Source organism: Azospirillum sp. NS33 (assembly GCF_059703765.1).
The window spans coordinates 120,495-143,047 of sequence record NZ_BAAKJB010000012.1; the positions used below are offsets into that span (position 1 = coordinate 120,495).

A 22,553-nucleotide genomic window follows, 5' to 3' on the forward strand; every position below is an offset into this window, starting at 1 on the left:
AGCCCCCCTACGTGTTGGCGTCGATGTAGGCCAGCAGCGTGTCCCAGTCGGCGCGGTGCTCGGCCGCGCGCTTGCCCGTCAGGTCGAACAGGCTGAGGCCGCTGGCCGCCGCGTCGGAGTAGATCTGGCTGTCGCGCAGCCGCGTCGCCACGGTGTGGCCGAGGCCGCCGAGGAAGGCGTCGAGGCGCTCCGACGCCTTGGTGCGCGCCTTCATGCGGTTGCCGACCACCGCCACCGCCTTCTTGTTCTTGGCGATCGGCTTCAGCTCCTCCAGCTTCTTCAGGAATCGCTGGGTCGCCTGCTCGTCGAAGGCGCCGGGCAGCACGGGAAGGACGACGATGTCGGCCATCCGCACCAGCTCCTCGATCTGCTTGGCCTTGAGCGCCGCCGGGGCGTCGATCACGAGGCGCTGCGTGCCCTTGGGAGGGTCGACGAAGTCCTTGGCCCAATCGATCCCGACCAGCGCGCTGGCGGCCGGCGGACGGCGCTCGACCCAGCCCAGCGACGAGCGCTGGCGGTCGACGTCGGCCAGCGCCGTGGCGTGCCCGGCCCTGGCGTAGGCGGCGGCGAGATGGGTGGCGATGGTGGTCTTGCCACACCCGCCCTTGATGTTGGCGACGAGGATTGCGCGCATGGTCGGCCCAGGTTACGGGGAGTGGGGGGGCTTGGACCAGAAGGGCTTCGCGTCGGCGAATTCCTCCCAGGCGCGGCAGAGCCGGGGCTCCAGCACGGCGATGCCGCGGGCGTGCCAGCCGATCACCAGCCCGGCCGCGCGGGCCTCGCCCGGGGCCACCGGGCTGCCGTCGTCGTGCAGGCCGTGCATCAGCCGGGTCGCCGTCGCCACGTCGTTGAGGTGGCCCAGGGAATCCTGGAACGCCGACAGCTCCGCGCCATAGCGCTTGGCCGCCTTCTCGTCGTAGAGGGTGCGGAAGAACTCGGTGGCGTAGCGCAACTTCTTCATGGCGATGCGCAGCTGGTGGCGGTCGTCGACCGACAGATGCGCGAAGCCGCGGCCGGCCTTGCGCGCCTTGCGGTGGCGCTTGGCCAGCAGTTCGCCGGCCAGCTCGGCCACCGGCTTGAACAGGCGGGCCGACTGCTCGCTGACCGGCTGCGCCCGCCAGCCCTGGCGCTCCAGCCACGCCGCGAGGTCGAGCTGGAAGGCGCCGTAGCGCGGCGACATCAGCGCCTCGCGCACCCCGGCGTAGGCGGCGTCGCGCTTCGCCCGCACCGCCGCCTCCAGCCCGTCGAGGTCGGCCAGCAGGGGCTTGCCGTGGCCGTTGGCGTCGGCGAAGCCGGTGCGCACCGGGGCGAACAGCTCGGTCAGGAAGACGTCCCAGTCGCGCGCCGGGCCGAGCACCGAGCCCAGCCACTTCACCTCGCCCACCATCCAGTCGTACTGGTCCGGCGGCAGGAAGGGGCGGAACAGGGCCAGGGCGGAGCGCAGCCGGCGCAGCCCGACCCGCATCTGGTGCACACCCTCGGGGTCGTCGCCGGCCAGCGTGCAGGCCTCGTTCACCGCCGCGTGGGTCAGGCAGCTCCGCACGATGCGGGCCAGCGCCGTCTCCACCGTGTCCTCGGCGTCCAGCGCCACCTTCTCCGCCTTCACCGGCCCGTCGGCGGTGCCGTCGGCCAGGGCGAAGCCGCGCGCCGCCTTGGTGCGGGTCTCCAGGCGCAGCGGCGCGACCTTGGCGAGGTCGGCCGCCAGCTCGAACAGGGCGGCGCTGTCGCCACCCTTCAGCTCCAGCTCCAGCTCCGACACCGCCAGGGTGGCGCCGTCGGGCAGCCGGATCTCACCCTGGTCGATCGCCACCTCGATGGTGGCGCCGGCCACCCCGAAGCCGGTGAGCACCCGGACGTTGCGCTGGATGTGGGTCTCGAACACCGGCGCCAACGCCGCGGCCTCGACGCCGTCCAGCAGGGCCAGCGCCTCGGCGTCCACCACCTTGGCGAGGTCGAAGGACGGCCCGTCCACCGCGGCCTCCCATTCGCCGCGGGTCAGGCCCGACTCCGACGACGGCGACGACTTCACGGTCTGGATGTAGGCGTCGCCCTGCCGGCGCACCCGCAGCGTCGCCCCGCGCGCCGACAGGGCGCGCTCGGGCGTGTCGAAGTAGACGCTCTCCAGGGCCTTGGTGACGGCGCGGCCGCGGCCGCGGCCCTTCAGCACCGGGGCGCGGCGCAGCGCCTCCAGATCCTGGGGGCGGACGCTCAGCTTGAGCTCGGTCTCACGGTTGGACTCGGGGGTGTCGGTCATCGTCGGTTCCGCTTGGCGCCCTGGTGTCGGATGGATCGCGGGAAGGGCAATGCGGCCGGCCCGCCAAAGGTTCCATGGTCCGCCACCCGTCGGCACCCGGGGCGAGCGCCGGCGACAACAATATTACAGTAATATGACAACTATATGACAGCCTTCGTGCTTGGCGCCGATTGCGCCTCCGCCCGATACGATCACGAAGAACCGGATTTCGCAAGAACCATCACTTTCGAAAGGAACGCCAGCTCACACGACCGGACGGCAAGACCGGCACCGGCGAACAGCGCCGGCAGGTCGGTCGCGGCGTAGTCGGCGAAGTACGGCTCGTGGAAGGCCACCGGGAAGAGCCGCAGCAGCCCGTCCATGGCGGGGTCGTCACCGGCCTGCAGGCTGTCCACGAACACGGCGATCCCGTCCGGCTTGAGGACCCGGGCGATCTCCGCGGCGACCCGCGGCCGCACCCGGCGCGGCAGCTCGTGGAACAGGTAGATGCAGGTCACCACGTCCTGGCTGGCGTCCGGCAGCGGCATGGCCTCGGCCAGCGCCTGGACCGTGCGGGTGCTGCGCGCCCACGGCGCCAGGCGGCGGCGCGCCTCGGCCAGATAGGCGTGGGAGAGGTCCAGCGCCACGGCCTCCAGGCGGGGATGGTTGTCCTTCACGAAGGTGAGGAAGCGGCCGGTCCCGGCGGCGACGTCGAGCAGCCGGCAGGCGGCCTGGCGGCGGTCCCTCAAATGGACATGGATGGGCACCAGGGCCTGGCGGCGCATGGCATCGGCGCCGCCGCCGAACAGCACCTCCACCTGGTGGTCGTAGAGCCGCGCGCTGTCCGCGGACAGGTAGCCGTCGGTCTGGAAATGGAAGTTCTGGCGGTAGTAGGCGGGCAGCCGCTCCGAACCCGGGGGCGGTGTCCGGCGCACCTCGGCGCCGACCCGCGCCTGGCGCCGCCGGCTCACCGCCGGCAGGTCGGCGAAGAAGGCGGCGGCGGCGGCGAGCACGCGGCGCGGCGCCGGCACCAGGTCGTGGGGCATGCGGTAGTGGCCGGCGGCGATGTGGGCGAGGTCGCGGGCCATCAGCCCGCGCAGGGCCGCCAGGATGGCGCGGCGATCGGGGACGGCGAGATCCGGCGGCCGCCGTTCCCGCGGCACCGCCGGCCCGCTCAGCCGCGCCGCCAGCGCGTATTGCCCGAAGAACCACGCCACCCGCGCCGCCTGCCCGGCGGTGTAGGCGAGCCGCCCGGCCGGGCCGAGCCAAGTGCCGTCACTCATGCACAGCAAGATGGTGGCCCGGCGGCCGAGTCCCAGGGGGTGGGCGGAATTGCCGTCCTCAGGAGGCCGGCGGGTCCGACGGCAGCAGGCGCTTCTTGTAGGCCACGGGGTTCATGTCGCGGATGTCGACGCTGACGCTGGTCACCGTCGGCAGCAGGCCGGCGAGGGCGCTGCGCAGGCGCACCGCCAGATGCTCCTTCTGGGCGTCGCTGCGCCCCTCCAGCAGGAAGGCGGTGACGTGCAGGAACGTCTCCTCCGGCCGCGGCAGGCGGTAGTGGTCGAACGCGGCGGCGCGGATCTTGATGTCGGCCGGGTCCATGACGCCGCTGCCGGCGCCGGCCTCGTGCACCGCCTCCATGACCGCGGCCATGTCGGCGACGGACTCCACGGGGCGGGCGTACTCGATGACGAAATGGGGCATGGCTCGGCGCTCCGCTGGAATGGGTCAGAACAGCGAAAAGTACTCGCGCTCCTCCCATTCCGACACCGTGGTGAGGTAGCGCTGCCACTCCGCCTGCTTGATGGTGGCGAGGTAGTCGACGAAGGTGTCGCCCAGCGCCCGGCGGTAGAAGGAGCCGCCGCGGAACGCGTCGAGCGCCTCGACCAGGCTGCGCGGCAGCACCGCGGCGTCGCTGTCGTAGGGCCGGTCGACCGGCGCCGGCGGCTCCAGGCCGCGCGCGACGCCGTCGAGTCCGCTCAGCACCTGCGAGGCCAGGTAGAGGTAGGGGTTGGCCGCGGGCTCGCCGATGCGGTTCTCGATGCGGCTGCCGCCGTCGCCGGGCCCGGCCAGGCAGCGGATCATGGCGCCACGGTTGTCGCGGCCCCACTGGATGCGGTCCGGGGCCAGGGTGAAGGGGCGGTAGCGCTTGTAGCCGTTGATGGTCGGCGTCGACAGGATGCAGCTCTCGCGGGCGTGGGCGAGGATTCCGGCGATCCACTGCCCGCCCAGCGGCGAGATCGCCTGCCCCTCCTCGGGCATGAACAGGTTGGCGCCGCTGGCGGCGTCCACCAGGGACTGGTGGAGGTGCCAGCCGCTGGCCATGGAATCGGGGAAGCGCGGCCGGCACATGAAGGTGGCGTGCAGCCCGGCGCGCCGGCACACCTGCTTCACCATGGAGCGGAACAGCACCATGTTGTCGGCCTGGGTCATGCCGTCGGCGGGGTCGAAGGTCACCTCGCACTGGCTGGGCCCGAACTCCGCCTCCAGCGAGCGCAGCGGCAGGCCGAGCCCCAGGCCGTTGCGGCGCACCAGGGTGAAGACCTCCTCCAGCTGGTCGAAGCGGTCCTCGGTCAGGTACTGGTAGCCGTGGGAGATCAGCTCCGTCTCGGGCGGCGCCTCGGGCTGGCCGGCGTCGGCCATGCCGAGGCGCGGGTCGGTCACCCGCAGCACGTGGAACTCCACCTCCAGCCCGGCGACGAAGCGCCGGCCGCTGGCCTCGAGCCGGGCCAGGGCGTCGCGCAGGATGGTGCGGGTGGACAGCGCCACCGGCCGGCCGTCCAGGTGGTAGAGGTCGGCCAGCAGCCAGCCGCTCTGGGGCGACCACGGCAGCACCCGGAAGGTGGTCGGGTCGGGCACCATCAGCAGGTCGCCGGCCCCGGTCATCTCGCCGGCGCCGAAGCCGGCGTCGTCCTGCCACACCGGGAACACGGTGCGGTGGGAGGTGTCCTTGAGCAGCAGGGTGGAGGTGACGGTGACGCCGCTGCGGAAGGTCGCGGCCAGCGCGTCGGCCATCACCGTCTTGCCGCGCAGCACGCCGTGCTGGTCGACGAAGGAGATCCGCACGACCTCCAGCCCCTGGTCCTCGACGGTCGTCAGCGCCGCCTCCGCCGCGGCATGGGCGGCGTCCGTCCACAGGGCGTGGCGTGCGACGAAACCCGACCGTCCGTAGTTTCCGGTATCCCTTGCCATGGCGTCCCTCTCGCGGGTCAGTGGCCGGGGCGGCGGACGCCCCGGCGGGTCGGTTCAGATGCGCGGTGGTCTGTGCCCGGCGGGCGACCGCCCCGTCACAGGGCGGCGTCCCACGGGCAGGCCGCGCGGCGCGCCGCGTCGCGCGCCAGCCACGAATCGTGCCACGCCGCGGTCGGGGCGATGGCGTCCACCGACACCGGCCCCTTGATGGCCGCCGCGGCGGCCGCGTCGGGGCGCAGCGGCAGGCCGCCGCCATCGCCGCCGTTGGCCACGGTGGCGATGGCGGCGCGCAGCATGCGGCGGTAGCGGACGATGGCGGCGTCGGAGGTCGCCAGATGCTCGGTCGTGCGGTCCTGGATCGGGCCCATGGACTCGCACGCCCACTGGTCGTGGACGTTGATGTCCAGCCCCATGCCGGTGTAGGTCAGCGTCTCCTGCTCGCGCGGGTCGTGGCCGTAGTTGTTGGCGCGGTTGCGCACCGGCGCGTAGTCCGGCAGCGTGTGCTCCTTCAGGCGCTGCGCCCGCATGGTCTCCTTGTCCACCGGCCGGGTGAAGCTGGTGAACATGGCGTACCAGTAGCAGCGCTCGTCATCGACCGGCACGTGCCACTGGGTGATGGTCATCTCGTTGGACATCGGGATGGTGATGGCGCAGGGGAAGACCTGGTTGGTGACCCGCACGTGGCTGCTGCCGTTGGCGAGGTCGCGCAGCGCGATGATGCGCAGGCCCCAGTCCGTCTCCTCGACCTTCAGCTCGGGCCGCGGGAACTCCCGCAGCACCTTGGTCATCGGCAGCTCGGTGTCGGCGGCGGTGTCGCGGAACTGCTTGCCGTAGCTGTCCTTGGGGTCCTCGTCCATGAGGAAGCGGTGGAGGAACGAGGCGTGCGCCGGGTCGATGCCGACCTCCAGCGCCTGCAGCCAGTTGCACTCCCACAGGCCCTTGAAGGCGAAGACGTGGGTGTCCGGGGCGACGAAGCAGTCGAAGGCCGGGAAGGCCGGCGGCTCGCCCGGGCCGAGATAGGCCCAGACGATGCCGTTGCGCTCCACCACCGGGTAGGCGGCGGTGCGGATGCGCTCGTGCATCTTCGACCCCGCCGGCTCGGCCGGCTGCTCGGTGCACTGGCCGGTGGCGTCGAAGTGCCAGCCGTGGAAGGGGCAGCGGAGGCCGCCGTCCTCGACCCGGCCGAAGCACATGTCGGCGCCACGGTGCGGGCAGTGCCGGCCGACCAGGCCCAGCCCGCCGTCGGGCTGGCGGAACAGGGCCAGCTTCTCGCCCAGCAGGGTCACCGGCACCACCGGGCGGCCGGCCCGCAGCTCCTCGCTCAGCGCGGCCGGCATCCAGTAGCGCCGGAGCAGCTCGCCCGCCGGCGTCCCGGGGCCGACCCGCGTGATCTCGTCGTTGCGTTCTTTGCTGATCATCGACGCATCTCCTGAAAAATCTTGTTCGTTCGTTGGTCACCGGCGGCCGGCGCCGTCACGCCACGTCCTTCAGACGGCGTTCGGGATCGGCGGCCACCGCCTTGGGCAGGTCGACGCCGGCGCCGACCAGGCGGCGGGCGGCAATGTGGTCGGCCGGCCGGTTGACGGAATCGACGCGGACCAGACGGTCGCCGCGGTAGTGGAAGAGGGAGAACCGCCCCTCCTCCGTGCGGCCGCGGCAGACCACGTCGTCGGCGTCCAGGGCGTCGCCGACCATCTGGATCTTGAGGTCCAGCTGGTCCGACCAGAACCACGGCGCGGCGCGCGGCGGGCGCGGCGCCCCGGCGATGGCGGCGGCCACGGTCTTGGCCTGGTCCACCGCGTTCTGGACGGATTCGGTGCGGCGCGCCACGCCGGTCAGGGGGTCGGCCCAGGCGGCGCAGTCGCCGGCGGCGTGGACGCCCGGCGCCGCGGTGGCGCAGTCCGCGTCGACCGGAATGCCGTCGCCGCCGGGCAGGTCGAGCGCGCCGGCCAGGACCACGTCCGCCACCGCGCCGATGCCCACCACCACCAGGTCGGCCTTGAGCGCCCGCCCGTCGGCCAGCCGCACCCGCCGCCCCCCGTCGGCCAACGGCTCCACCGCCACCACCCGGGCGGAGAACAGGAAGGCGGTGCCGGCGGCGCGGTGCCGCGCCTCCAGGAAGCCGGACAGCACCGGCGGGAACAGGCGGGCCAGCACCCGCCCCTCGCTCTCTACGACGCTGACCGCCTTGCCCAGGGTGCGGGCGGTGGCGGCGACCTCCAGCCCGATGAAGCCGGCGCCCACCACCACCACGCGGGTGGCGGCGGCGAGGCGGCCGCGCAGGGCGTCGGCGTCGGCCAGGGTGCGCAGGGTCACCACCGCCGCGTCGTCGCCGCCCGGCACCGGCAGCGGCCGGGCCAGGGCGCCGGTCGCCAGGACCAGGTGGTCGCAGGCGATCTCCTCGGGGACCGCCTGGGGGGCGCCGCCCGCCGGCTCCAGCCGCAGCCGCCTTCCGTCGGCCTCCAGCCCGCGCACCCGGGCGCCGGCGATCAGCTCGATGCCCTTGGCGGCGAAGAAGTCGGGGCCGCGCAGGGCCAGCGCCGCGGCGTCGACGGCGCCGGCGAGGTAGGCTTTGGAGAGCGGCGGGCGCTGGTAGGGCCGCGCCGTCGCGGCGTCGATCAGCCGCACCGGCCCGGCATAGCCCAGCTCGCGCAGGCTGGCCGCCGCCTGGACCCCGGCGTGGGAGGCGCCGACGATGGCCACCCCGCCGGCCGGCCCGCGGCTCACGACTGGCGCTCCGGCACCGTGAAGACCGCACCGGCCAGCGCCGGCACCACCGGGATCTGGCAGCTCAGCCGGCTTTCGGCGCGGCGTTCCGCCGCCGTCTCCTCCAGCATCGCCTCCTCCTCCTCGTCCGGCGGGGCGAGGCGGGCGGCGACGGCGGGGTCGGCGTAGACGTGGCAGGTGGCGCACATGCAGCTGCCGCCGCACTCCGCCTCGACGCCCTCGACGTTGTTGAAGACGGCGGCCTGCATGACGCTCTGGCCGACCGGGGCGTCGACCGCGACGAGCGCGCCGTCGGGCAGCCGGAACGTGATCGTGACCGTCTCGCTCATGATGGGTCCTCGTGAGATCGGGATCAGCCGCCGCCCAGCAGGCGGGGCAGGTACAGGGAAATCGCCGGGAAGGCGACGAGGATGGCCAGGCGCACCACGTCGGCGAGGACGAAGGGCAGCACCCCCACCATGACGTCGCCGAGCTTCAGGTCCTCCACCGCCCCCTTGACCACGAAGAGGTTCATGCCGACCGGCGGCGAGATCAGGCCGGTCTCCACCGTCACCACGGCGATCACGCCGAACCAGATCGGGTCGAAGCCGCTGGCCACCACCACGGGAAAGAAGATCGGCACGGTCAGCAGGATCATCGCCAGGCTCTCCAGGAAGCAGCCCATGACGATGTAGAAGACGACGATGGCCGCCATCACCTGCCACGGGGCCAGCCCGTAGGCCTGGATCATGTCGACCATGGCGAAGGAGATCTGGCTGACCGACAGCAGGAAGCCGAAGACCTCGGCGCCGATGAGGATGACGAAGATGGTGGCGGTGACCGCCACCGTCTCCACCACGGCCTCGCGGAAGCCGTCCCAGGTCAGGCCCCGCCACAGCGCCAGCACCAGCGCCAGGAAGGCGCCGACACCGCCGGCCTCGGTGGGGGTGAAGAGGCCGCCGTAGAGGCCGCCCATCACCAGCCCGAACAGCAGCGCCACCGGGGCGAACTGGCGCAGCGCAGCGCCCAGGGTGGCGGCGCCGTCGTCGGCACCGCCCTCCGCCGCCGCGGGATCGGGGCGCCAGTGCCGCGCCATGATCATCACGGTGACGAGGTAGAGGGAATAGGCCAGCAACCCCGGCAGGAAGCCGGCCAGGAACATGTCGCCGACCGAGGTCTCGGTGATCAGGCCATAGAGCAGCAGCGCCACCGAGGGCGGGATCATGATGCCCAGCGTGCCGCCGGCCGCCAGCGCCCCGGCCGCCAGGCGCGGGTGGTAGCCCTGGCGCCGCATCTCCGGATAGGCGACGCGGGTCATCGTCGAGGCGGTCGCCAGCGACGAGCCGGACACCGCGGAGAAGGCCGCGCTGCCGGTCACCGCGGCCAGCGCCAGGCCGCCGTTCCAGCCCCGGGTGAAGAAGCGGGCGGCGTCGAACAGGTCCTTGGACAGCCCCGCCCGCGACGCCAGGCTGCCCATCAGCAGGAACAGCGGGATCAGGGTGAAGGAGTAGTTGGAGGCGGTTTCGAAGGCGCCGGTCTCGATCACCTGCAAGGCCGGGGCGACGCCGACGATGGCGGCGAAGCCACCGGCGCCGACGAGGATCATCGACAGCCCGACGGGGCAGCCGACGGCAAGCAGCGCCAGCACGGCGGCGATGCCGATCAACCCGATCGTCAATGGGTCCAAGGCTCAGACTCCCGTGGGCTTCGCCGGCTTGAACCGCCTCAGCGCGAGCCACACGCCGGTGGCGGCGAGCCCGAGGCAGAACAGGGTCAGCGTCCCGTAGATGAGGTAGAGCGGCACCTGCAGGTCCTGAGTGGCGTCGCCGCGCGCGGCCATGGTCAGCGTCTTTTCACCGAACAGCCACGCGAGGATGCCGCCGAAGGCGGCCAGCACCAGGTCCCAGGCCCGTTCCAGGGCCCGGCGCAGCCATCCCGGCAGGGCGCCGACCAGCAGGTCGACGCTGACCAGCCCGCCGAGCGCCGCCCGCGGCAGCGCCGCGAAGACCAGGATGAGCAGGGAATAGCTCGCCACTTCGATGGCACCGGGGACGATCAGATTGACCGTGCCCCCGGTGGCGTCGAACAGGGCGCGCGCCGCCACGCTCTCGACGACGACGGCGAGCATCGCCACCGTCGCCGCGAACGCGATCCAGTCGAAGATCCGGATCAGGCGTTCCATGGAGGGGTCCGCCCCTGCGTCAGAGTTCGGCCTTGCAGGCGGCGACGTAGCCCTTGACCTTCTCGTAGGTCGCGGTGCCCGGCAGCCCCTGGGAGTCCAGCTTGTCGAGATAGGCCTTGGTGGCGCGGGCGGCGGCGGCCTCCCAGGCCGGGCGCTCGGCGGCGCTCAGCGCGTGGATCTGCCCGCCGGTCGCCGCGATCTGGGCGATGCCGTCCTTGTCGCCCTGGTCGTAGCCGCGCCCGGCGACCACCGCCCACTTCATGCCGGAGTTGGCGTCGACCACCGCCTTGAGATCGGCCGGCAGCGCCTCGTAGGCCGCCTTGTTCATGGCGACCACGAACGCCAGGGAGTAGAAGCCGAAATCGGTGTGCTGGCTGCCCACCTCATAGGTGCGGAAGCTCTTCACCGACTCCCACGGCAGCATGTAGCCGTCGATGGCGCCGCGCTGCATCGCCTCGTAGGTCGCCGGGGCGGGCATGCCCACGGGCTCCGCGCCGAGCTGGCTCAGCAGCTCGCCCACGACCTCCGTCGGGCGGCGGATCTTCAGCCCCTTCAGGTCGTCCAGGGTGGTCACGGCCTTGTCCTTGGTGTGCAGGTGCCCGGGGCCGTGGGTGTGGACGTAGAGGACGTGGGTCTCCTTGTACTCCGCATCCAGCGCGCCGCTGTCATACAGCTTCTGGAACGCGCAGGAGCCGACGGCGCCGGTCTCGAACAGGCCCGGCAGCTCGACGATCTGGCTCAAGGGGAAGCGGTTGGCGGTGTAGCCCTGGACCGTCCAGGCGATGTCGGCGATGCCGGTCTTGGCGTTGTCGTACCCCGCCGGCGCCTTGCCCAGGGTCTGGGCGGGGAACACGGTGACGCCGATGCGCCCGCCGGACTCGGCCTCGACCGCCTTGGCCCAGGCATCGAACATCTTGTCGTGCTGCCAGCTGCCCTGGGGCATGAAGTGGGCGTAGCGCAGATTGACGTCGGCGGCCTGGGCGACGCCGAGGCACGAGGCGCACCCGGTGACGACCGCGGCGACGGCGGCGGCGGCGGCGGCGGTGGCGGTGGCCGCGGACTTGAGAGCGTTGGCTGCTGTCTTCATAACCCTGTTCCCCTTTTTTTACCCTGTACGTTTCGCCTCACATGAGCGATTATCGATCATCGGAGCTATTATCGCTCACCTGCCCGATTATAGGGATCGCTGCCGGGCGGCCGTCAAGCGTGGAATTGGAAGAATTCGCATGAACAACCCCGTGTCTGATAAGGACATTTCCCTCACCTTCGCCAAGGGCCTGGACGTGGTGGAAGCGTTCGGGGCCGGCGACCACGCCATGACCATTCCCGACATCGCCCGCAAGACCGGGCTGAACCGCACGGTCGCCCGCCGGCTGGTCCTGACCCTGGAGCATCTCGGTTACCTGGAGTGCCGCAACCGGGTCTACACCCTGACCCCGCGGGTGCTGCGGCTGGCCGCGGGATTCCTGCAGGGGCGCCAGGTCGGCAAGTCGATCATGCCGATCCTCCACGCCTTTTCCGGGCGCCTGGGCGAAGCGATCTCCTTCGCCATGCTCGACGGCGGCGAGGCGGTCTACGTCGCCCATTCCCCGGGGGAGCCGCACATGATCACCATGGGCTTCACCATGGGCACCCGGCTGCCGCTGCTGCCCACCGGCCTGGGCCGCGCCCTGCTCGCCTACAGCGCCCCCGCCGACCGCGAGCGGCTGCTGGCCGACCTGCCGCTCCAGCCCTTCACCCGGACCACCAAGCGCAGCCTCGACGAGGTGCGGCGCGACCTCGCCGACACGGTCGCGCGCGGCTACGCCCATGTGGAGGGGGAGTTCGAGGAGGGCGTGTCCTCCCTGGCGGTGCCGGTGCTGCGCCCCGACGACACCCTGGTCGGCGCGCTGGGCGTCGTCGGCCCCAGCCCGCGATTCGCCGACGAGGCGGCGCGCCGCCTGCGCGTCGGCGTGCTGCGGGACTGCGCCCAGGCGATCGCCGCCGCCTCCTGATCCCGCGGCGGCCGCCCGGGCGCGCAGGGGCTCCCCCGCTCGTCCGGGCGGGGTCGCCCCGCGGCGGGTCCCTGCGACCCGGGCGCCGTTGCAATGCGCGGCGCCCTGTGCTTCGGTTGCGGCAAAATCAGACCCAGTGGAGCTCGCGGCCATGCCCGATTTCAACACCATCGACGACCTCGACGTGACCGGAAAAACGGTGCTGGTCCGCGCCGACCTGAACGTGCCGGTGAAGGACGGCCAGGTCAGCGACACCACCCGCATCGACCGCCTCGCCCCGACCCTGACGGAGCTGGCGTCCAAGGGCGCCAAGGTCGCCATCCTCTCCCACTTCGGCCGGCCCAAGGGCGGGCCCGACGCCAAGAACTCGCTGCGCCTGGTGCTGCCGGCCCTGTCCAAGGCGGTCGGCCAGGAGGTCGCGTTCGCCGAGGATTGTGTCGGCCCCGCCGCCAAGGCCGCCATCGACGCCCTCGCCCCCGGCGCCATGGTGCTGCTGGAGAACACCCGCTTCCACGCCGAGGAGGAGAAGAACGAGGCGGCCTTCGCCTCGGCCATGGCGGCGCTGGGCGACCTCTACGTCAACGACGCGTTCTCCGCCGCCCACCGTGCCCACGCCTCCACCGAGGGCGTGGCCCACCACCTGCCGGCCGCCGCCGGCCGGCTGATGCAGGCCGAACTGGAGGCGCTGGGCAAGGCGCTGGAGAAGCCGGAGCGCCCGGTGTGCGCGGTGGTCGGCGGCGCCAAGATCTCCACCAAGCTCGACCTGCTGGGCAACCTGGTGAAGCGGGTCGACATGCTGGTTCTGGGCGGCGGCATGGCCAACACCTTCCTCTACGCCCAGGGCACCGACGTCGGCGCCTCCCTGTGCGAGAAGGACATGGCCGACCAGGCCCGCGCCATCATGGAGACCGCCAAGGCGGCGGGCTGCGAGCTGCTGCTGCCGGTCGACTTCATCGTCGCCAGGGAGTTCAAGGCCGGCGCCGCCAGCCGCGCCGCCGCCGCCGACGCCATCGGCGCCGACGAGATGGCGCTGGACGTCGGGCCGAAGACCGTGGAGTTCCTGACCCTGAAGATCCAGGGCGCCAAGACGGTGGTGTGGAACGGGCCGCTCGGCGCCTTCGAGATCGCCCCCTTCGACGCCGGCACCAACGCGGTCGCCGGTGTCGTGGCCAAGCGCACCGAGGACGGCGACCTGCTGTCGGTGGCGGGCGGCGGCGACACCGTGGCCGCCCTCGGCCAGGCCGGCGTGGACGGATCGTTCACCTACGTCTCGGCCGCCGGTGGCGCCTTCCTGGAGTGGCTGGAAGGCAAGACCCTGCCCGGCGTCGCGGCGCTCGCGCGGACGTAGCGCACCCCGGGTGTGCGGACGGGGAACGGCGTACCCCGTCCGCACCGCCCGCCCCGACGGGAGTCCCGGGGTGTACCGCCGTTGCATGCGGGCACTCCGTGCGATCGGGGCGTACCTTGTCCCTACCCCCAGCCGATCGCCGCCACCTTCCACCGCCGGGCGCCGCCATGCACCAAGTCGCCACCCCCACCCTTGCGCCGCCCCCCGGGCGGCCGACACCGGTCCCTTCCAGGCCGGTCGCCGCGACCGCACCGCGCCTGGTCCTGACCGACCGGACGGCGCCACCGCGGGAGGAGTCGTTGCGCGGCGTCCGGCTGGTGCTGGTGTGGCTGGCCATGCTCCTCGCCTCGTGGCTGGTCGCGGTCGGCCTCGGCTACGGCCTGTTCCTGGCACTGGACGCCCTGGCCGGGTAGCCGGCCAGGGCCCTCCCACCGTCCGCGCCACCCACCCCATCGCCCGTCCCCCATGGCCGGCCCTGGAGGCCGGCGGCGAATGCTGCTAGGGTCCCGTGACTCCGCACCGGACACCGAGGGACCAGCATGAGCGCCGCGGCTTCGCCCATCTTCTGCGCCATCGACACGACCGAGCGGGAGGCCGCCCGCGACCTCGCCGGCGCGCTGGCCGGGCTGGTCGGCGGCGTCAAGCTGGGCCTGGAGTTCTTCATGGCCAACGGCCCGGCCGGGGTGCAGGCCGTGGTCGGCGCCGACGGACCGCCGCTGTTCCTCGATCTCAAGCTCCACGACATCCCCAACACGGTGGCCGGCGCGGTCCGCGCGGTGCTGCCGCTGGCCCCGACCTTTCTGACCGTCCATGCGGCGGGCGGGCCGGCGATGATGCGCGCCGCCGCGCAGGCCGCGGCGGCGGCCGGGCCGGGCCGGCCGCGGCTGCTGGGCGTGACGGTGCTGACCAGCCTCGACGACGGCGACCTCGAGGCGGTCGGCCAGTCTGCCCCGGCCGCGGCCCAGGTCGAGCGGCTGGCCCGCCTCGCCCGGGACTGCGGGCTGGACGGCGTGATCTGCGCGCCCGCCGAGGTGGCGGAGCTGCGCCGCGCCTGCGGCCCCGGCTTCGTGCTGATGGTGCCGGGCATCCGCCCGACCTGGGCGGCCGCCGGCGACCAGAAGCGGGTGATGACCCCGGCCGAGGCGATGGCCGCCGGCGCCGACCACCTGGTGATCGGCCGGCCGATCACCAGCCAGCCCGACCCGGCCGCCGCCGCCCGCCGCATCGCCGGGGAGATCGCCGCACCCAGCGACCGGGCGAGGGCCGGGGCGGTCACGGCGGGAGGCGCGCCGTGACCGTCCAGTCCAAGATCTGCGGCATCACCGAACCGGAGGCGCTGCGCGCCGCGGTCGGCGGGGGCGCACGCTGGATCGGCTTCGTCTTCTACGCCCCGTCGCCGCGGTCGGTCGCGCCGGCGATGGCGGCCGAGCTGGCCCGGCTCGTGCCCACGGGGGTGCGGACGGTGGGGCTGTTCGTCGACGCCGACGACGATTTCCTGGAGCACGTGGTGAGCCAGGTCCCCCTCGACGTGCTGCAGCTCCACGGCGCGGAGACGCCGGAGCGGGTGGCGACGGTGAAGGCGGCGTTCCGCGTCCCGGTGATGAAGGCCATCACGGTGGGCGGCCCGGACGACCTGACCCGCGCCCTCGGCTACGCCGCGGCCGCGGACTGGCTGCTGTTCGACGCCAAGCCGCCGGCCCGGGTGGCCGCCCTGCCCGGGGGCAACGGCCTGGCCTTCGACTGGACCCTGCTGCACGGCCGCACCTGGCCGCGCCCGTGGATGCTGTCGGGCGGCCTGAACGACGGCAATCTGGCCGATGCGGTGCGCGAAACTGGCGCCACCGCGGTCGACGTGTCGTCGGGCGTCGAGGACCGCCCCGGCCATAAGGACCCGGCCAGGGTGCGCGCCTTCCTCGACGCGGCGAGGGCGCTGTGAACGCCCGCGCGTCGCGCCTGGCCCTGCTGGCAGGCGTGGCCGTGTTCTTCACCCTCGTTGCGCTTGGCAACGTCACCGACTACGCCAGCAACTTCGCCTTCGTGCAGCACGTGCTGGCGATGGACACCACCTTCCGCAGCCCGTCGCTGATGTGGCGGGCGATCGACGCGCCGGCGCTGCACCACGCCGCCTACATGCTGATCATCGGCTGGCAGATCCTGACCGCCGCCCTGTGCTGGTGGGGCTCCTGGCGGCTGTGGCGGGCGCGCCGGCGCGACGCCGCGGCGATGGCGCGCGCCAGGCGGCCGGGCATCGCCGGGCTGACCGCCGGCTTCCTGCTCTACGCCGTCGGCTTCATCGGGATCGGCGGGGAATGGTTCGCCATGTGGCAGTCGTCGACCTGGAACGGCCAGCACAGCGCCGCCATCTTCCTCAGCATGGTCGGCATCGCCCTGCTGCACCTCTGCGGTGGCGACACCGACAGCCCCTGACCGGCACCCGGTCGGGGCACCCCCCGTCCCTTCGGTTGACCCCCCTTGGCCGCATGGCGGTGGCGGCCCGCACGCGCTAGATTGCTGGGGTCGCCACGTCCCCGACGGCCGCGTCGCGCAGGAACCCCATGACCGAGTCCGACACCCCGCGATCCTCCGCCGAGGGGCTCGGCGCCGTCCTGGACGAGCACCTGCGCTGGGTCGGCCAATGGCACCGCGCCGCCTTCTACCGCTCCGGCCAGGGCGGCGAGCACGCCGCCGCACCCGCCGCCTTCGCCCGCTGGTGCGCCGCCGTCCGCAAGGAGGAGCTGACCCACCAGCCGGCGATCGAGCGGCTGGTGGAGATGCACGAGCAGATGCACCGCCAGGCCCGGCTGGTGCTGCTGAAGGCGGCCAACGGCGAGCCGCCGGACGAGGCCGAGTACGAATCGGTGATCGGCCGCTTCGAGGCGTTCGTCACCCTGCTGCGCCGCATGGAGCGGGCGTTCGGCGCCGCCGCCTCCGGCCTCGACCCGCTGACCGGGCTGCGCTCGCGCCGCGGCATGCACGAGGCGCTGGAGCGCGAGATGAACCGCTTCCGCCGCACCGGCCAGCCGTTCTGCGTGGCGCTGTGCGACATCGACAAGTTCAAGGCCGTCAACGACACCTACGGGCACGACATCGGCGACCGCGTGCTGGCGGCCATGGCGGCGGTGGTCAGCCGCGGCATCCGCAGCTTCGACGAGGCCTTCCGCATGGGCGGCGAAGAGTTCCTGGTGTGCCTGAAGGAAACCGTCCTGGAGGACGGCTGGCAGGTCATCGAGCGGCTGCGCGCCGACCTGATGGACAGCGCCATCGCCCTTCCCGACGGCCGCATCTTGAAGGTCACCGCCTCCTTCGGCCTGGTCGAGGCGAGCGACGACGCCACCCTGGACGAGCTGGTGGTGCGCGCCGACCGGGCGCTCTACCACGCCAAGAACAGCGGCCGGAACCGGGTGGTTCGCTACGGCCGGGACATGCCGGAGCCGCCGCCCGCCGACGCGCGCCCGGTCTAGGCGCTATCGCCGGACCGCGGGGCGCGCTAGGATCGGCGCGTACAGGACGCGAAACGGGGATTCGATGCGCACCCATCCCGATTTTCCCAACCTCTTCATCCTCGACCACCCGCTGATCCAGCACAAGCTGACGCTGATGCGCGACAAGCAGCGCTCGACCAGCGGCTTCCGCAACCTGCTGCGCGAGATCTCCTTGCTGATGGGCTACGAGATCACCCGCGACCTGCCGCTGACCACCGAGCGCATCGACACGCCCATGGAACCCATGGACGCGCCCATGCTGTCGGGCAAGAAGCTGGCCATCGTGCCGGTGCTGCGGGCCGGCCTCGGCATGGCGCAGGGCCTGCACGAGCTGGTGCCCTCGGCCCGCGAAGGCCACATCGGCCTCTACCGCGACCCCGAGACCCACCTGCCGGTGGAGTACCTGGTCAAGCTGCCCGAGGCCGAGGGGCGCCTGTTCGTCGTCGTCGACCCGATGCTGGCCACCGGCAACTCCGCCGTCCACGCCTGCGACGTGCTGAACCGCCACGGCGTCGACGACGAGAACATCCGCTTCCTGGCGCTGGTGGCGGCGCCGGAGGGCATGCGCGTGTTCGCCGCCGCCCACCCCCGCATCAAGGTCTTCACGGCCTCGCTCGACAGCCACCTCGACGACCACGACTACATCGTGCCCGGCCTGGGCGACGCCGGCGACCGCATGTTCGGCACGAAATAGGCACCCCGCCGGGGTGCCGCCCGCGCCGCCCGCGCCCCGTTGCCCCGCCCCCTCCCGACCCCATAGTTATGGAAAAGGAGGAGGCGATCCATGGTTGCGCAGCCACCGCCGGGTGTCCGCCCCGACTTCACCCTCGACCAGCGCTGGGATGCCTACACCGATCGGGACCACGCCACGTGGCGCACCCTGTTCCGCCGCCAGGAGGAGGTCCTGAAGGGGCGCGCCGCCCCCGCCTTCCTCGACGCGCTGCACGCCCTCGCCATGCCCGCCGACCGCGTCCCCGACTTCGAGCGGCTCACCGCGCGGATGGAGCCGGCGACCGGCTGGCGGATCGTCGCGGTGCCCGGGCTGGTGCCCGGCAACGTGTTCTTCGAGCACCTCGCCAACCGCCGCTTCCCGGTGACGGTGTGGATCCGCCCGCCCGAGCAGCTGGACTACCTGGAGGAACCCGATCTCTTCCACGACACCTTCGGCCATGTGCCGCTGCTGATGAACCCCGTGTTCGCCGAGTTCATGCACGCCTACGGCCGGGCCGGCCGGGAGGCGACGCGGCTGGGCTGCCTCGACCTGCTGGGCCGGCTCTATTGGTACACGGTGGAGTTCGGGCTGATCCGCGACCGCGGGGCGTTGCGCATCTACGGCGCCGGCATCGTCTCCTCGCGGGGCGAGTCGGTGTGGAGCCTGGAGGACGCCTCGCCCAACCGGGTCGGCTTCGACCTGGAGCGGGTGATGCGCACCGACTACCGGATCGACGACTATCAGCAGACCTACTTCGTCATCGACGGCTACGACCAGCTGTTCACGGCGCTGAGGCAGGACCTGCGGCCGGTCTACGAGCGGCTGCGGCGGCGGCCGGTGCTGGACCCCGCCACCGTCCGGGCCGGCGACGCGGTGTTTCAGCGCGGCACCGGCCAGCATCACCGCGCCCGGCGGATGGCCGCGGAATAGGCGCGACCGACAGCGCCGGGACGACCGGCCGAGGAGGGGCGACGCCGCTGGCGACGGCCGGCCGCCGCGTCAGCGCACCACCGTCGGCGGCGCGCGCCGGGCCAGGCGGTCCAGCAACTCGGCGATGAACACCTCGTCGGTCTTGCCGGCCAGCGCCGCCAGCCCCTGCAGCATGGACCCGCCGAACGCCAGCACGCCGGTGATGTCGATGCGCCACGCCCCGCCCTCGCGCACAAAATCGGCGGGGACCGGCGAGGGGCGGTTCTTCACCAGCAGGATGGCCGAGGCGCGGTCGCCGCGCACCCGGACCGGGCCGAGCGCGCTCTGGGCGACGGCGTTGGGGCCGAGCCAGCCCCGGGCCATGGCGTGGTCGGCGATGTCGGCCACCGTCATCCGCCGCAGCGCCGCCGGCTCGAGATAGCGGCGCAGGCCCAGCGCCGCGAACTTCTCCGCCGGTCCGAGGCGCACCAGGCTGGCCCGGTCGCCGGCGCGGGCCGCCCGGCGCACCCCCTCCAGCGCGCTGACGCTGTCGCGCGACAGCAGCGGCAGCACGGCCGCCCCGTCGCCCGCCGCCAAGGCGGCGCGCGCCGTGTCGAACACCGCGGCGACCGCGCGCTCCTCCTCGCTGGGCGCCGCCGCGGGCGCCGCCAGCACGGGCGGGGCGACGGCCAAAGGGGCCAGGGCCGCGGGTGCCAGCAGCGCGGATAGGATGATCAGACCGGGAAGGCGCATCGCCGAACGCTCCGGGTTGCCGCTCATTTGGCGGAGGAATCGATGCCGAAGAACTCGAGCTGCCAGCGCATGTCGTCCTCGGTCAACGGGTAGAGAACACCCTCGCGGGCGTTCAGTGCCGTCTTCGGCGGAATCTGCGCCAGGCGGAGCTGGACCTGCCGGGCGAAGCGCATGGACATGCCGGTGCGCCACACCAGGGAGGTCACCGCGCGCGGCGCGTGGGTGGCGATGATGCGGTCGACGACGCCGACGGGGATGTCGGCCAGCAGCCCCAGCGCCGCCATCACGAAGGCACGGTCGCCTTCGACGAGGGAGTTCTCCAGGAGCTTCTCGGTGAGCTTGCCCTCCTTGTGCAGACGGGCGGCGCGGTCGCCCGGCCGCTCCTCGGATTTGTCGCCGGCGGCGCCCTCCTCGCCCCACAGGTCGACCGGGCCGCCGGGACGCTGGCCGTTGGGGCCCTTGCCGACGCGCTCGCGCACCGCCTCGGCCAGCTTCTCCGCCGCGCCTGGCTCCAGATCCGTGCGGTCCTGCAGGACCTTCAGAAGGTTGTCGGCGACAAAGCTGGCGAGCCGCGCCACGGCGCGCGCCGGCAGGCGGGGGCGGCGCACCAGGGGCGCGTGCCACGGCTCGTGCCGCGGCGCCTGGTCGACGATGCGGTCGAGGGTCTCCTCGCGGATCTGCGCCGACGGGTTGGCGAGCAGCGCCGACACCGCCACGTCGTCCTCCGACCGCGCGATGGCGTCGGCCACCGAGGCGGACACGCCGCGCCGGCCGGCGATGGCCGACAGCGCCCCCGCCACCGGACCCAGCAGGATGATGTCGAGAAGGTCGTCCTCGGTGAGGATCGGCGAGTGGCGCAGCACCGGCCCGCACACCTGCAACTCGACGTCGCGGGCCAGCGCGTTGATCACCGCGTGGGGGGCGTTGGGCAGGTCCTTCAGGGTGTCGGCCAGGATGCCGCGGACCTCCGACGCCTGGTCGCGGGCCAGCGTCTCCAGGCAGTCCATGGTCATCCGCTCGATCTGCGAGAGCTGGCTGGCCGGCAGGTCGGGCACCAGCCGGGCGATCTTGCGGGCCAGCGCGCCGCGCACCGACTCCTCGCGGTCCTTGGCCAGCAGCAGGTCGGCCTGGCGCGGCGTCCCGGCGTTGGTGGCCAGCGCCCGGCGCACCTCCGCCGCGGCGTCGGCGGCGAGGTAGTAGAGCAGCTCCGGCTTGGCCTCGGGGTGTTCGGCGACCCGGCGCCGCACCGCGGGATCGGCGCTGCGCACCATCTCCTTGGCGGCGTCGTAGTCGCTCGGGTCGAGCGTGGCCGACGGGCCGGGCGGGGTCGAGGCGCGGGGGCTCACGATGCGGTCTCCGGCGCGGGCGAAGGGGCGGGAGCGAAGGCGTAGCTGCCCTTGCCGCCCGCCTTGGCCGCGTACATGGCGGCATCCGCGCGATCGGTCAACTCCTGAACGCCCTCGCCGCTGTCCGGTCGGTGCACGGCCAGGCCGATCGACAGGCCGAGCGGCTTGTCGGGGCTGGCCGAGAGGTAGCCGAGGTCGGCGATGCCGGCCAGCAGCCGCTCGGCGACCACCCGCGCCCGGTCGGCATCGGTGCGCCCCAGCCACAGCACGAACTCGTCGCCGCCCAGCCGCCCCGGCAGGTCGCCCGGCCGCACCCCGCCGGTCAGCAGCGCACCGATCGCCTTGAGCACGAGATCGCCCTGCTGGTGGCCGTGCAGGTCGTTGACCGCCTTGAAGTTGTCGAGGTCCACGTAGAGCAGGGTCGAGGGCCCGGCCTCGGGCCGGGTCAGCTGCTCGTCGAGCCGCTCGAAGAAGGTGCGGCGGTTGAACAGCCCGGTCAGGCCGTCGCGCTCCGACAGGCGGCGCAGGCGTTCCTGGTAGGCGAGGTGGGCGTGGGCCAGGCCGATGTGGTCGGCGACACCGGCGATGAGCTGGCGGTCCTCGTCGTCCCAGGGGTCGGCGTCGTCGCCGCGCCACACCAGCACCGCGCCGTTGACCGCACGCTGGTGCTCGGTCCGGCAGGCCAGCAGCCGGTTTCCGCCGAGCGCGCCGACGATCGGCTCCGGACTCCGGGCGACGCGCGCCAGGGTGCCCCCCAGCGCCGCCGGCTCCAGCTCCGCCGGCGCCTCGGCGCCGAACTCGGCGACCGGCACGAACTGGCCGCCGTCGCTGGCCCGCAGGATGCGGCAGCCGTCGGCGCCAAGCGCCCGCGCCGTCTCGGTCACCGCCACCGCCAGCGCCTCGGCGGCGTCGAGCCGGTTGCGCAGCGTGTGGACGACGTGCGCCAGCAGCTTCTCGCGGTTGCGGACGCGGGCCAGTTCGGCGGAGCGGAGCACCTGCTCGGTCACGTCGCGGCAGACGCCGCGCGCCCCCAGCCACTCTCCGGACGGGCCGAAGAGCGGCAGCGCCGAGGCGACCACGCAGGCCGGCGCCCCGTCGGTGGCCTTCAGCCACAGCTCGCTCTGATCCACCGGCCGCCGCGTGTCGAAGGGCAGCGGCAGGTCGCCCCATTCGTCGACCGCCAGGCTGCGCGGATCGCGGCCGATCAGCGCCTCCGGCTCGTAGCCCAGCGCCCCCTTCGGGGTGACGAAGACGAAGCGCCCGTCCGGCCCGGTCTCCCAGGCGAAGTCGCTGGACACCTCGACCAGGTCCTTGTAGCGCCGCCGCGACTCGGTGAGGGTCTGGCGGAGCTGGCGCTCCAGCGTGGCGTCGCGGCCGAACAGCAAGGTCGTGCCGTCGGACAGCGGCGACGCCGCCCATTCCACCACCATCGGCCCGCGCGGCATCTCCACCGGGGTCGAGCGCAGGCCCGGGGCGACGCTGGCGCCGTCCAGCCAACGCCGCACCTCCTCCAGCCAGCGCGGATCGTGGTGCAGCATGTCCGCGGCCGCGGCGTTGACGGCCAGCGGCTCCTGGTCGGCGTCGAGCCGCAGCGCCGGCCCGGGGAATCCGGCCAGCGCCGCCGCCAGGTCGGGGGCGTCGGGCGTACGGACGGAGGAAACAGTGTCCGCTGTCGCGTGGGGCGGTTGCATGTGGG

General features: G+C 73.2%; 22 protein-coding genes. 8 read left to right on the forward strand and 14 right to left on the reverse strand.

The annotated features are described in order from the left end of the window. Positions 1-7 precede the first annotated feature (7 nt). The 11 genes from AC6H2I_RS12890 to AC6H2I_RS12940 form a co-directional block, all read right to left on the reverse strand. Positions 8-634 carry a nucleotide-binding protein gene (locus tag AC6H2I_RS12890; RefSeq protein WP_497501042.1) on the reverse strand — a complete coding sequence of 209 codons (627 nt, stop codon included), beginning with the start codon at positions 632-634 and terminating at the stop codon, positions 8-10. A 12-nt stretch (positions 635-646) separates the two neighbouring features. Continuing rightward, positions 647-2,254 (reverse strand): CYTH and CHAD domain-containing protein, encoded by a 1,608-nt coding sequence (locus AC6H2I_RS12895; RefSeq protein ID WP_497501043.1) that lies wholly within the window; start codon positions 2,252-2,254, stop codon positions 647-649. Positions 2,255-2,445: 191 nt separating this feature from the next. Further along, the gene (locus AC6H2I_RS12900) at positions 2,446-3,516 is read right to left on the reverse strand and encodes a class I SAM-dependent methyltransferase (RefSeq protein WP_497501044.1); all 1,071 of its coding nucleotides are present in this window, start codon (positions 3,514-3,516) and stop codon (positions 2,446-2,448) included. 58 nt (positions 3,517-3,574) lie between these two features. Then, positions 3,575-3,937, reverse strand: a complete 363-nt coding sequence (locus AC6H2I_RS12905) for a 5-carboxymethyl-2-hydroxymuconate Delta-isomerase (protein ID WP_497501045.1) — start codon at positions 3,935-3,937, stop codon at positions 3,575-3,577. Between the two features lie 24 nt (positions 3,938-3,961). Next, positions 3,962-5,425: a glutamine synthetase family protein gene (locus tag AC6H2I_RS12910; RefSeq protein WP_497501046.1), complete on the reverse strand. Its 1,464-nt coding sequence runs from the start codon at positions 5,423-5,425 to the stop codon at positions 3,962-3,964. A 95-nt stretch (positions 5,426-5,520) separates the two neighbouring features. After that, positions 5,521-6,843 carry a Rieske 2Fe-2S domain-containing protein gene (locus tag AC6H2I_RS12915; protein WP_497501047.1) on the reverse strand — a complete coding sequence of 441 codons (1,323 nt, stop codon included), beginning with the start codon at positions 6,841-6,843 and terminating at the stop codon, positions 5,521-5,523. A gap of 55 nt (positions 6,844-6,898) precedes the next feature. Then, positions 6,899-8,152 (reverse strand): NAD(P)/FAD-dependent oxidoreductase, encoded by a 1,254-nt coding sequence (locus AC6H2I_RS12920; RefSeq protein WP_497501048.1) that lies wholly within the window; start codon positions 8,150-8,152, stop codon positions 6,899-6,901. Then, positions 8,149-8,481, reverse strand: a complete 333-nt coding sequence (locus tag AC6H2I_RS12925; RefSeq protein WP_497501049.1) for a 2Fe-2S iron-sulfur cluster-binding protein — start codon at positions 8,479-8,481, stop codon at positions 8,149-8,151. The genes AC6H2I_RS12920 and AC6H2I_RS12925 overlap by 4 nt, the downstream gene beginning before the upstream one ends. A 23-nt stretch (positions 8,482-8,504) precedes the next feature. Beyond that, the gene (locus AC6H2I_RS12930; protein ID WP_497501050.1) at positions 8,505-9,818 is read right to left on the reverse strand and encodes a TRAP transporter large permease; all 1,314 of its coding nucleotides are present in this window, start codon (positions 9,816-9,818) and stop codon (positions 8,505-8,507) included. A gap of 3 nt (positions 9,819-9,821) precedes the next feature. Continuing rightward, a complete protein-coding gene (locus AC6H2I_RS12935) occupies positions 9,822-10,313 on the reverse strand; it encodes a TRAP transporter small permease (protein ID WP_497501051.1) in 492 nt (163 codons plus the stop codon). Positions 10,314-10,332: 19 nt separating this feature from the next. Next, positions 10,333-11,400, reverse strand: coding sequence for a TRAP transporter substrate-binding protein (locus AC6H2I_RS12940; RefSeq protein WP_497501052.1), 1,068 nt, complete (start codon positions 11,398-11,400; stop codon positions 10,333-10,335). 139 nt (positions 11,401-11,539) lie between these two features. Between AC6H2I_RS12940 and AC6H2I_RS12945 the strand changes: the two genes are divergently transcribed. The 8 genes from AC6H2I_RS12945 (at position 11,540) to phhA (ending at position 18,779) form a co-directional block, all read left to right on the forward strand. After that, complete coding sequence (locus AC6H2I_RS12945; protein WP_497501053.1) at positions 11,540-12,307, forward strand: IclR family transcriptional regulator; 768 nt, start codon at positions 11,540-11,542, stop codon at positions 12,305-12,307. A 151-nt stretch (positions 12,308-12,458) separates the two neighbouring features. Next, positions 12,459-13,655 (forward strand): phosphoglycerate kinase, encoded by a 1,197-nt coding sequence (locus tag AC6H2I_RS12950; protein ID WP_497501054.1) that lies wholly within the window; start codon positions 12,459-12,461, stop codon positions 13,653-13,655. A 539-nt stretch (positions 13,656-14,194) separates the two neighbouring features. Further along, a complete protein-coding gene (gene pyrF, locus AC6H2I_RS12955; protein ID WP_497501055.1) occupies positions 14,195-14,950 on the forward strand; it encodes an orotidine-5'-phosphate decarboxylase in 756 nt (251 codons plus the stop codon). Further along, positions 14,947-15,591 (forward strand): phosphoribosylanthranilate isomerase, encoded by a 645-nt coding sequence (locus AC6H2I_RS12960; protein ID WP_497501056.1) that lies wholly within the window; start codon positions 14,947-14,949, stop codon positions 15,589-15,591. The genes pyrF and AC6H2I_RS12960 overlap by 4 nt, the downstream gene beginning before the upstream one ends. Continuing rightward, positions 15,588-16,082, forward strand: coding sequence for a DUF2165 family protein (locus AC6H2I_RS12965; RefSeq protein ID WP_497501057.1), 495 nt, complete (start codon positions 15,588-15,590; stop codon positions 16,080-16,082). The genes AC6H2I_RS12960 and AC6H2I_RS12965 overlap by 4 nt, the downstream gene beginning before the upstream one ends. Before the next feature lie 128 nt (positions 16,083-16,210). Then, positions 16,211-17,116, forward strand: coding sequence for a diguanylate cyclase (locus AC6H2I_RS12970; protein WP_497501058.1), 906 nt, complete (start codon positions 16,211-16,213; stop codon positions 17,114-17,116). Between the two features lie 64 nt (positions 17,117-17,180). Next, positions 17,181-17,831 carry a uracil phosphoribosyltransferase gene (upp, locus tag AC6H2I_RS12975; protein ID WP_497501059.1) on the forward strand — a complete coding sequence of 217 codons (651 nt, stop codon included), beginning with the start codon at positions 17,181-17,183 and terminating at the stop codon, positions 17,829-17,831. A gap of 90 nt (positions 17,832-17,921) precedes the next feature. After that, a complete protein-coding gene (phhA, locus tag AC6H2I_RS12980) occupies positions 17,922-18,779 on the forward strand; it encodes a phenylalanine 4-monooxygenase (protein ID WP_497501060.1) in 858 nt (285 codons plus the stop codon). Between the two features lie 69 nt (positions 18,780-18,848). Here phhA and AC6H2I_RS12985 read toward each other — a convergent pair whose 3' ends face one another. The 3 genes from AC6H2I_RS12985 to AC6H2I_RS12995 are packed head-to-tail and all read right to left on the reverse strand — an operon-like array spanning position 18,849 to position 22,548. After that, positions 18,849-19,511: a hypothetical protein gene (locus tag AC6H2I_RS12985; RefSeq protein WP_497501061.1), complete on the reverse strand. Its 663-nt coding sequence runs from the start codon at positions 19,509-19,511 to the stop codon at positions 18,849-18,851. Between the two features lie 23 nt (positions 19,512-19,534). After that, positions 19,535-20,857, reverse strand: a complete 1,323-nt coding sequence (locus AC6H2I_RS12990) for a DUF2336 domain-containing protein (RefSeq protein WP_497501062.1) — start codon at positions 20,855-20,857, stop codon at positions 19,535-19,537. Next, on the reverse strand, positions 20,854-22,548 hold the full coding sequence (locus tag AC6H2I_RS12995) for a sensor domain-containing diguanylate cyclase (RefSeq protein WP_497501063.1): 1,695 nt from the start codon (positions 22,546-22,548) through the stop codon (positions 20,854-20,856). Before AC6H2I_RS12995 ends, AC6H2I_RS12990 begins: the two co-directional genes overlap by 4 nt. Positions 22,549-22,553 lie beyond the last annotated feature (5 nt).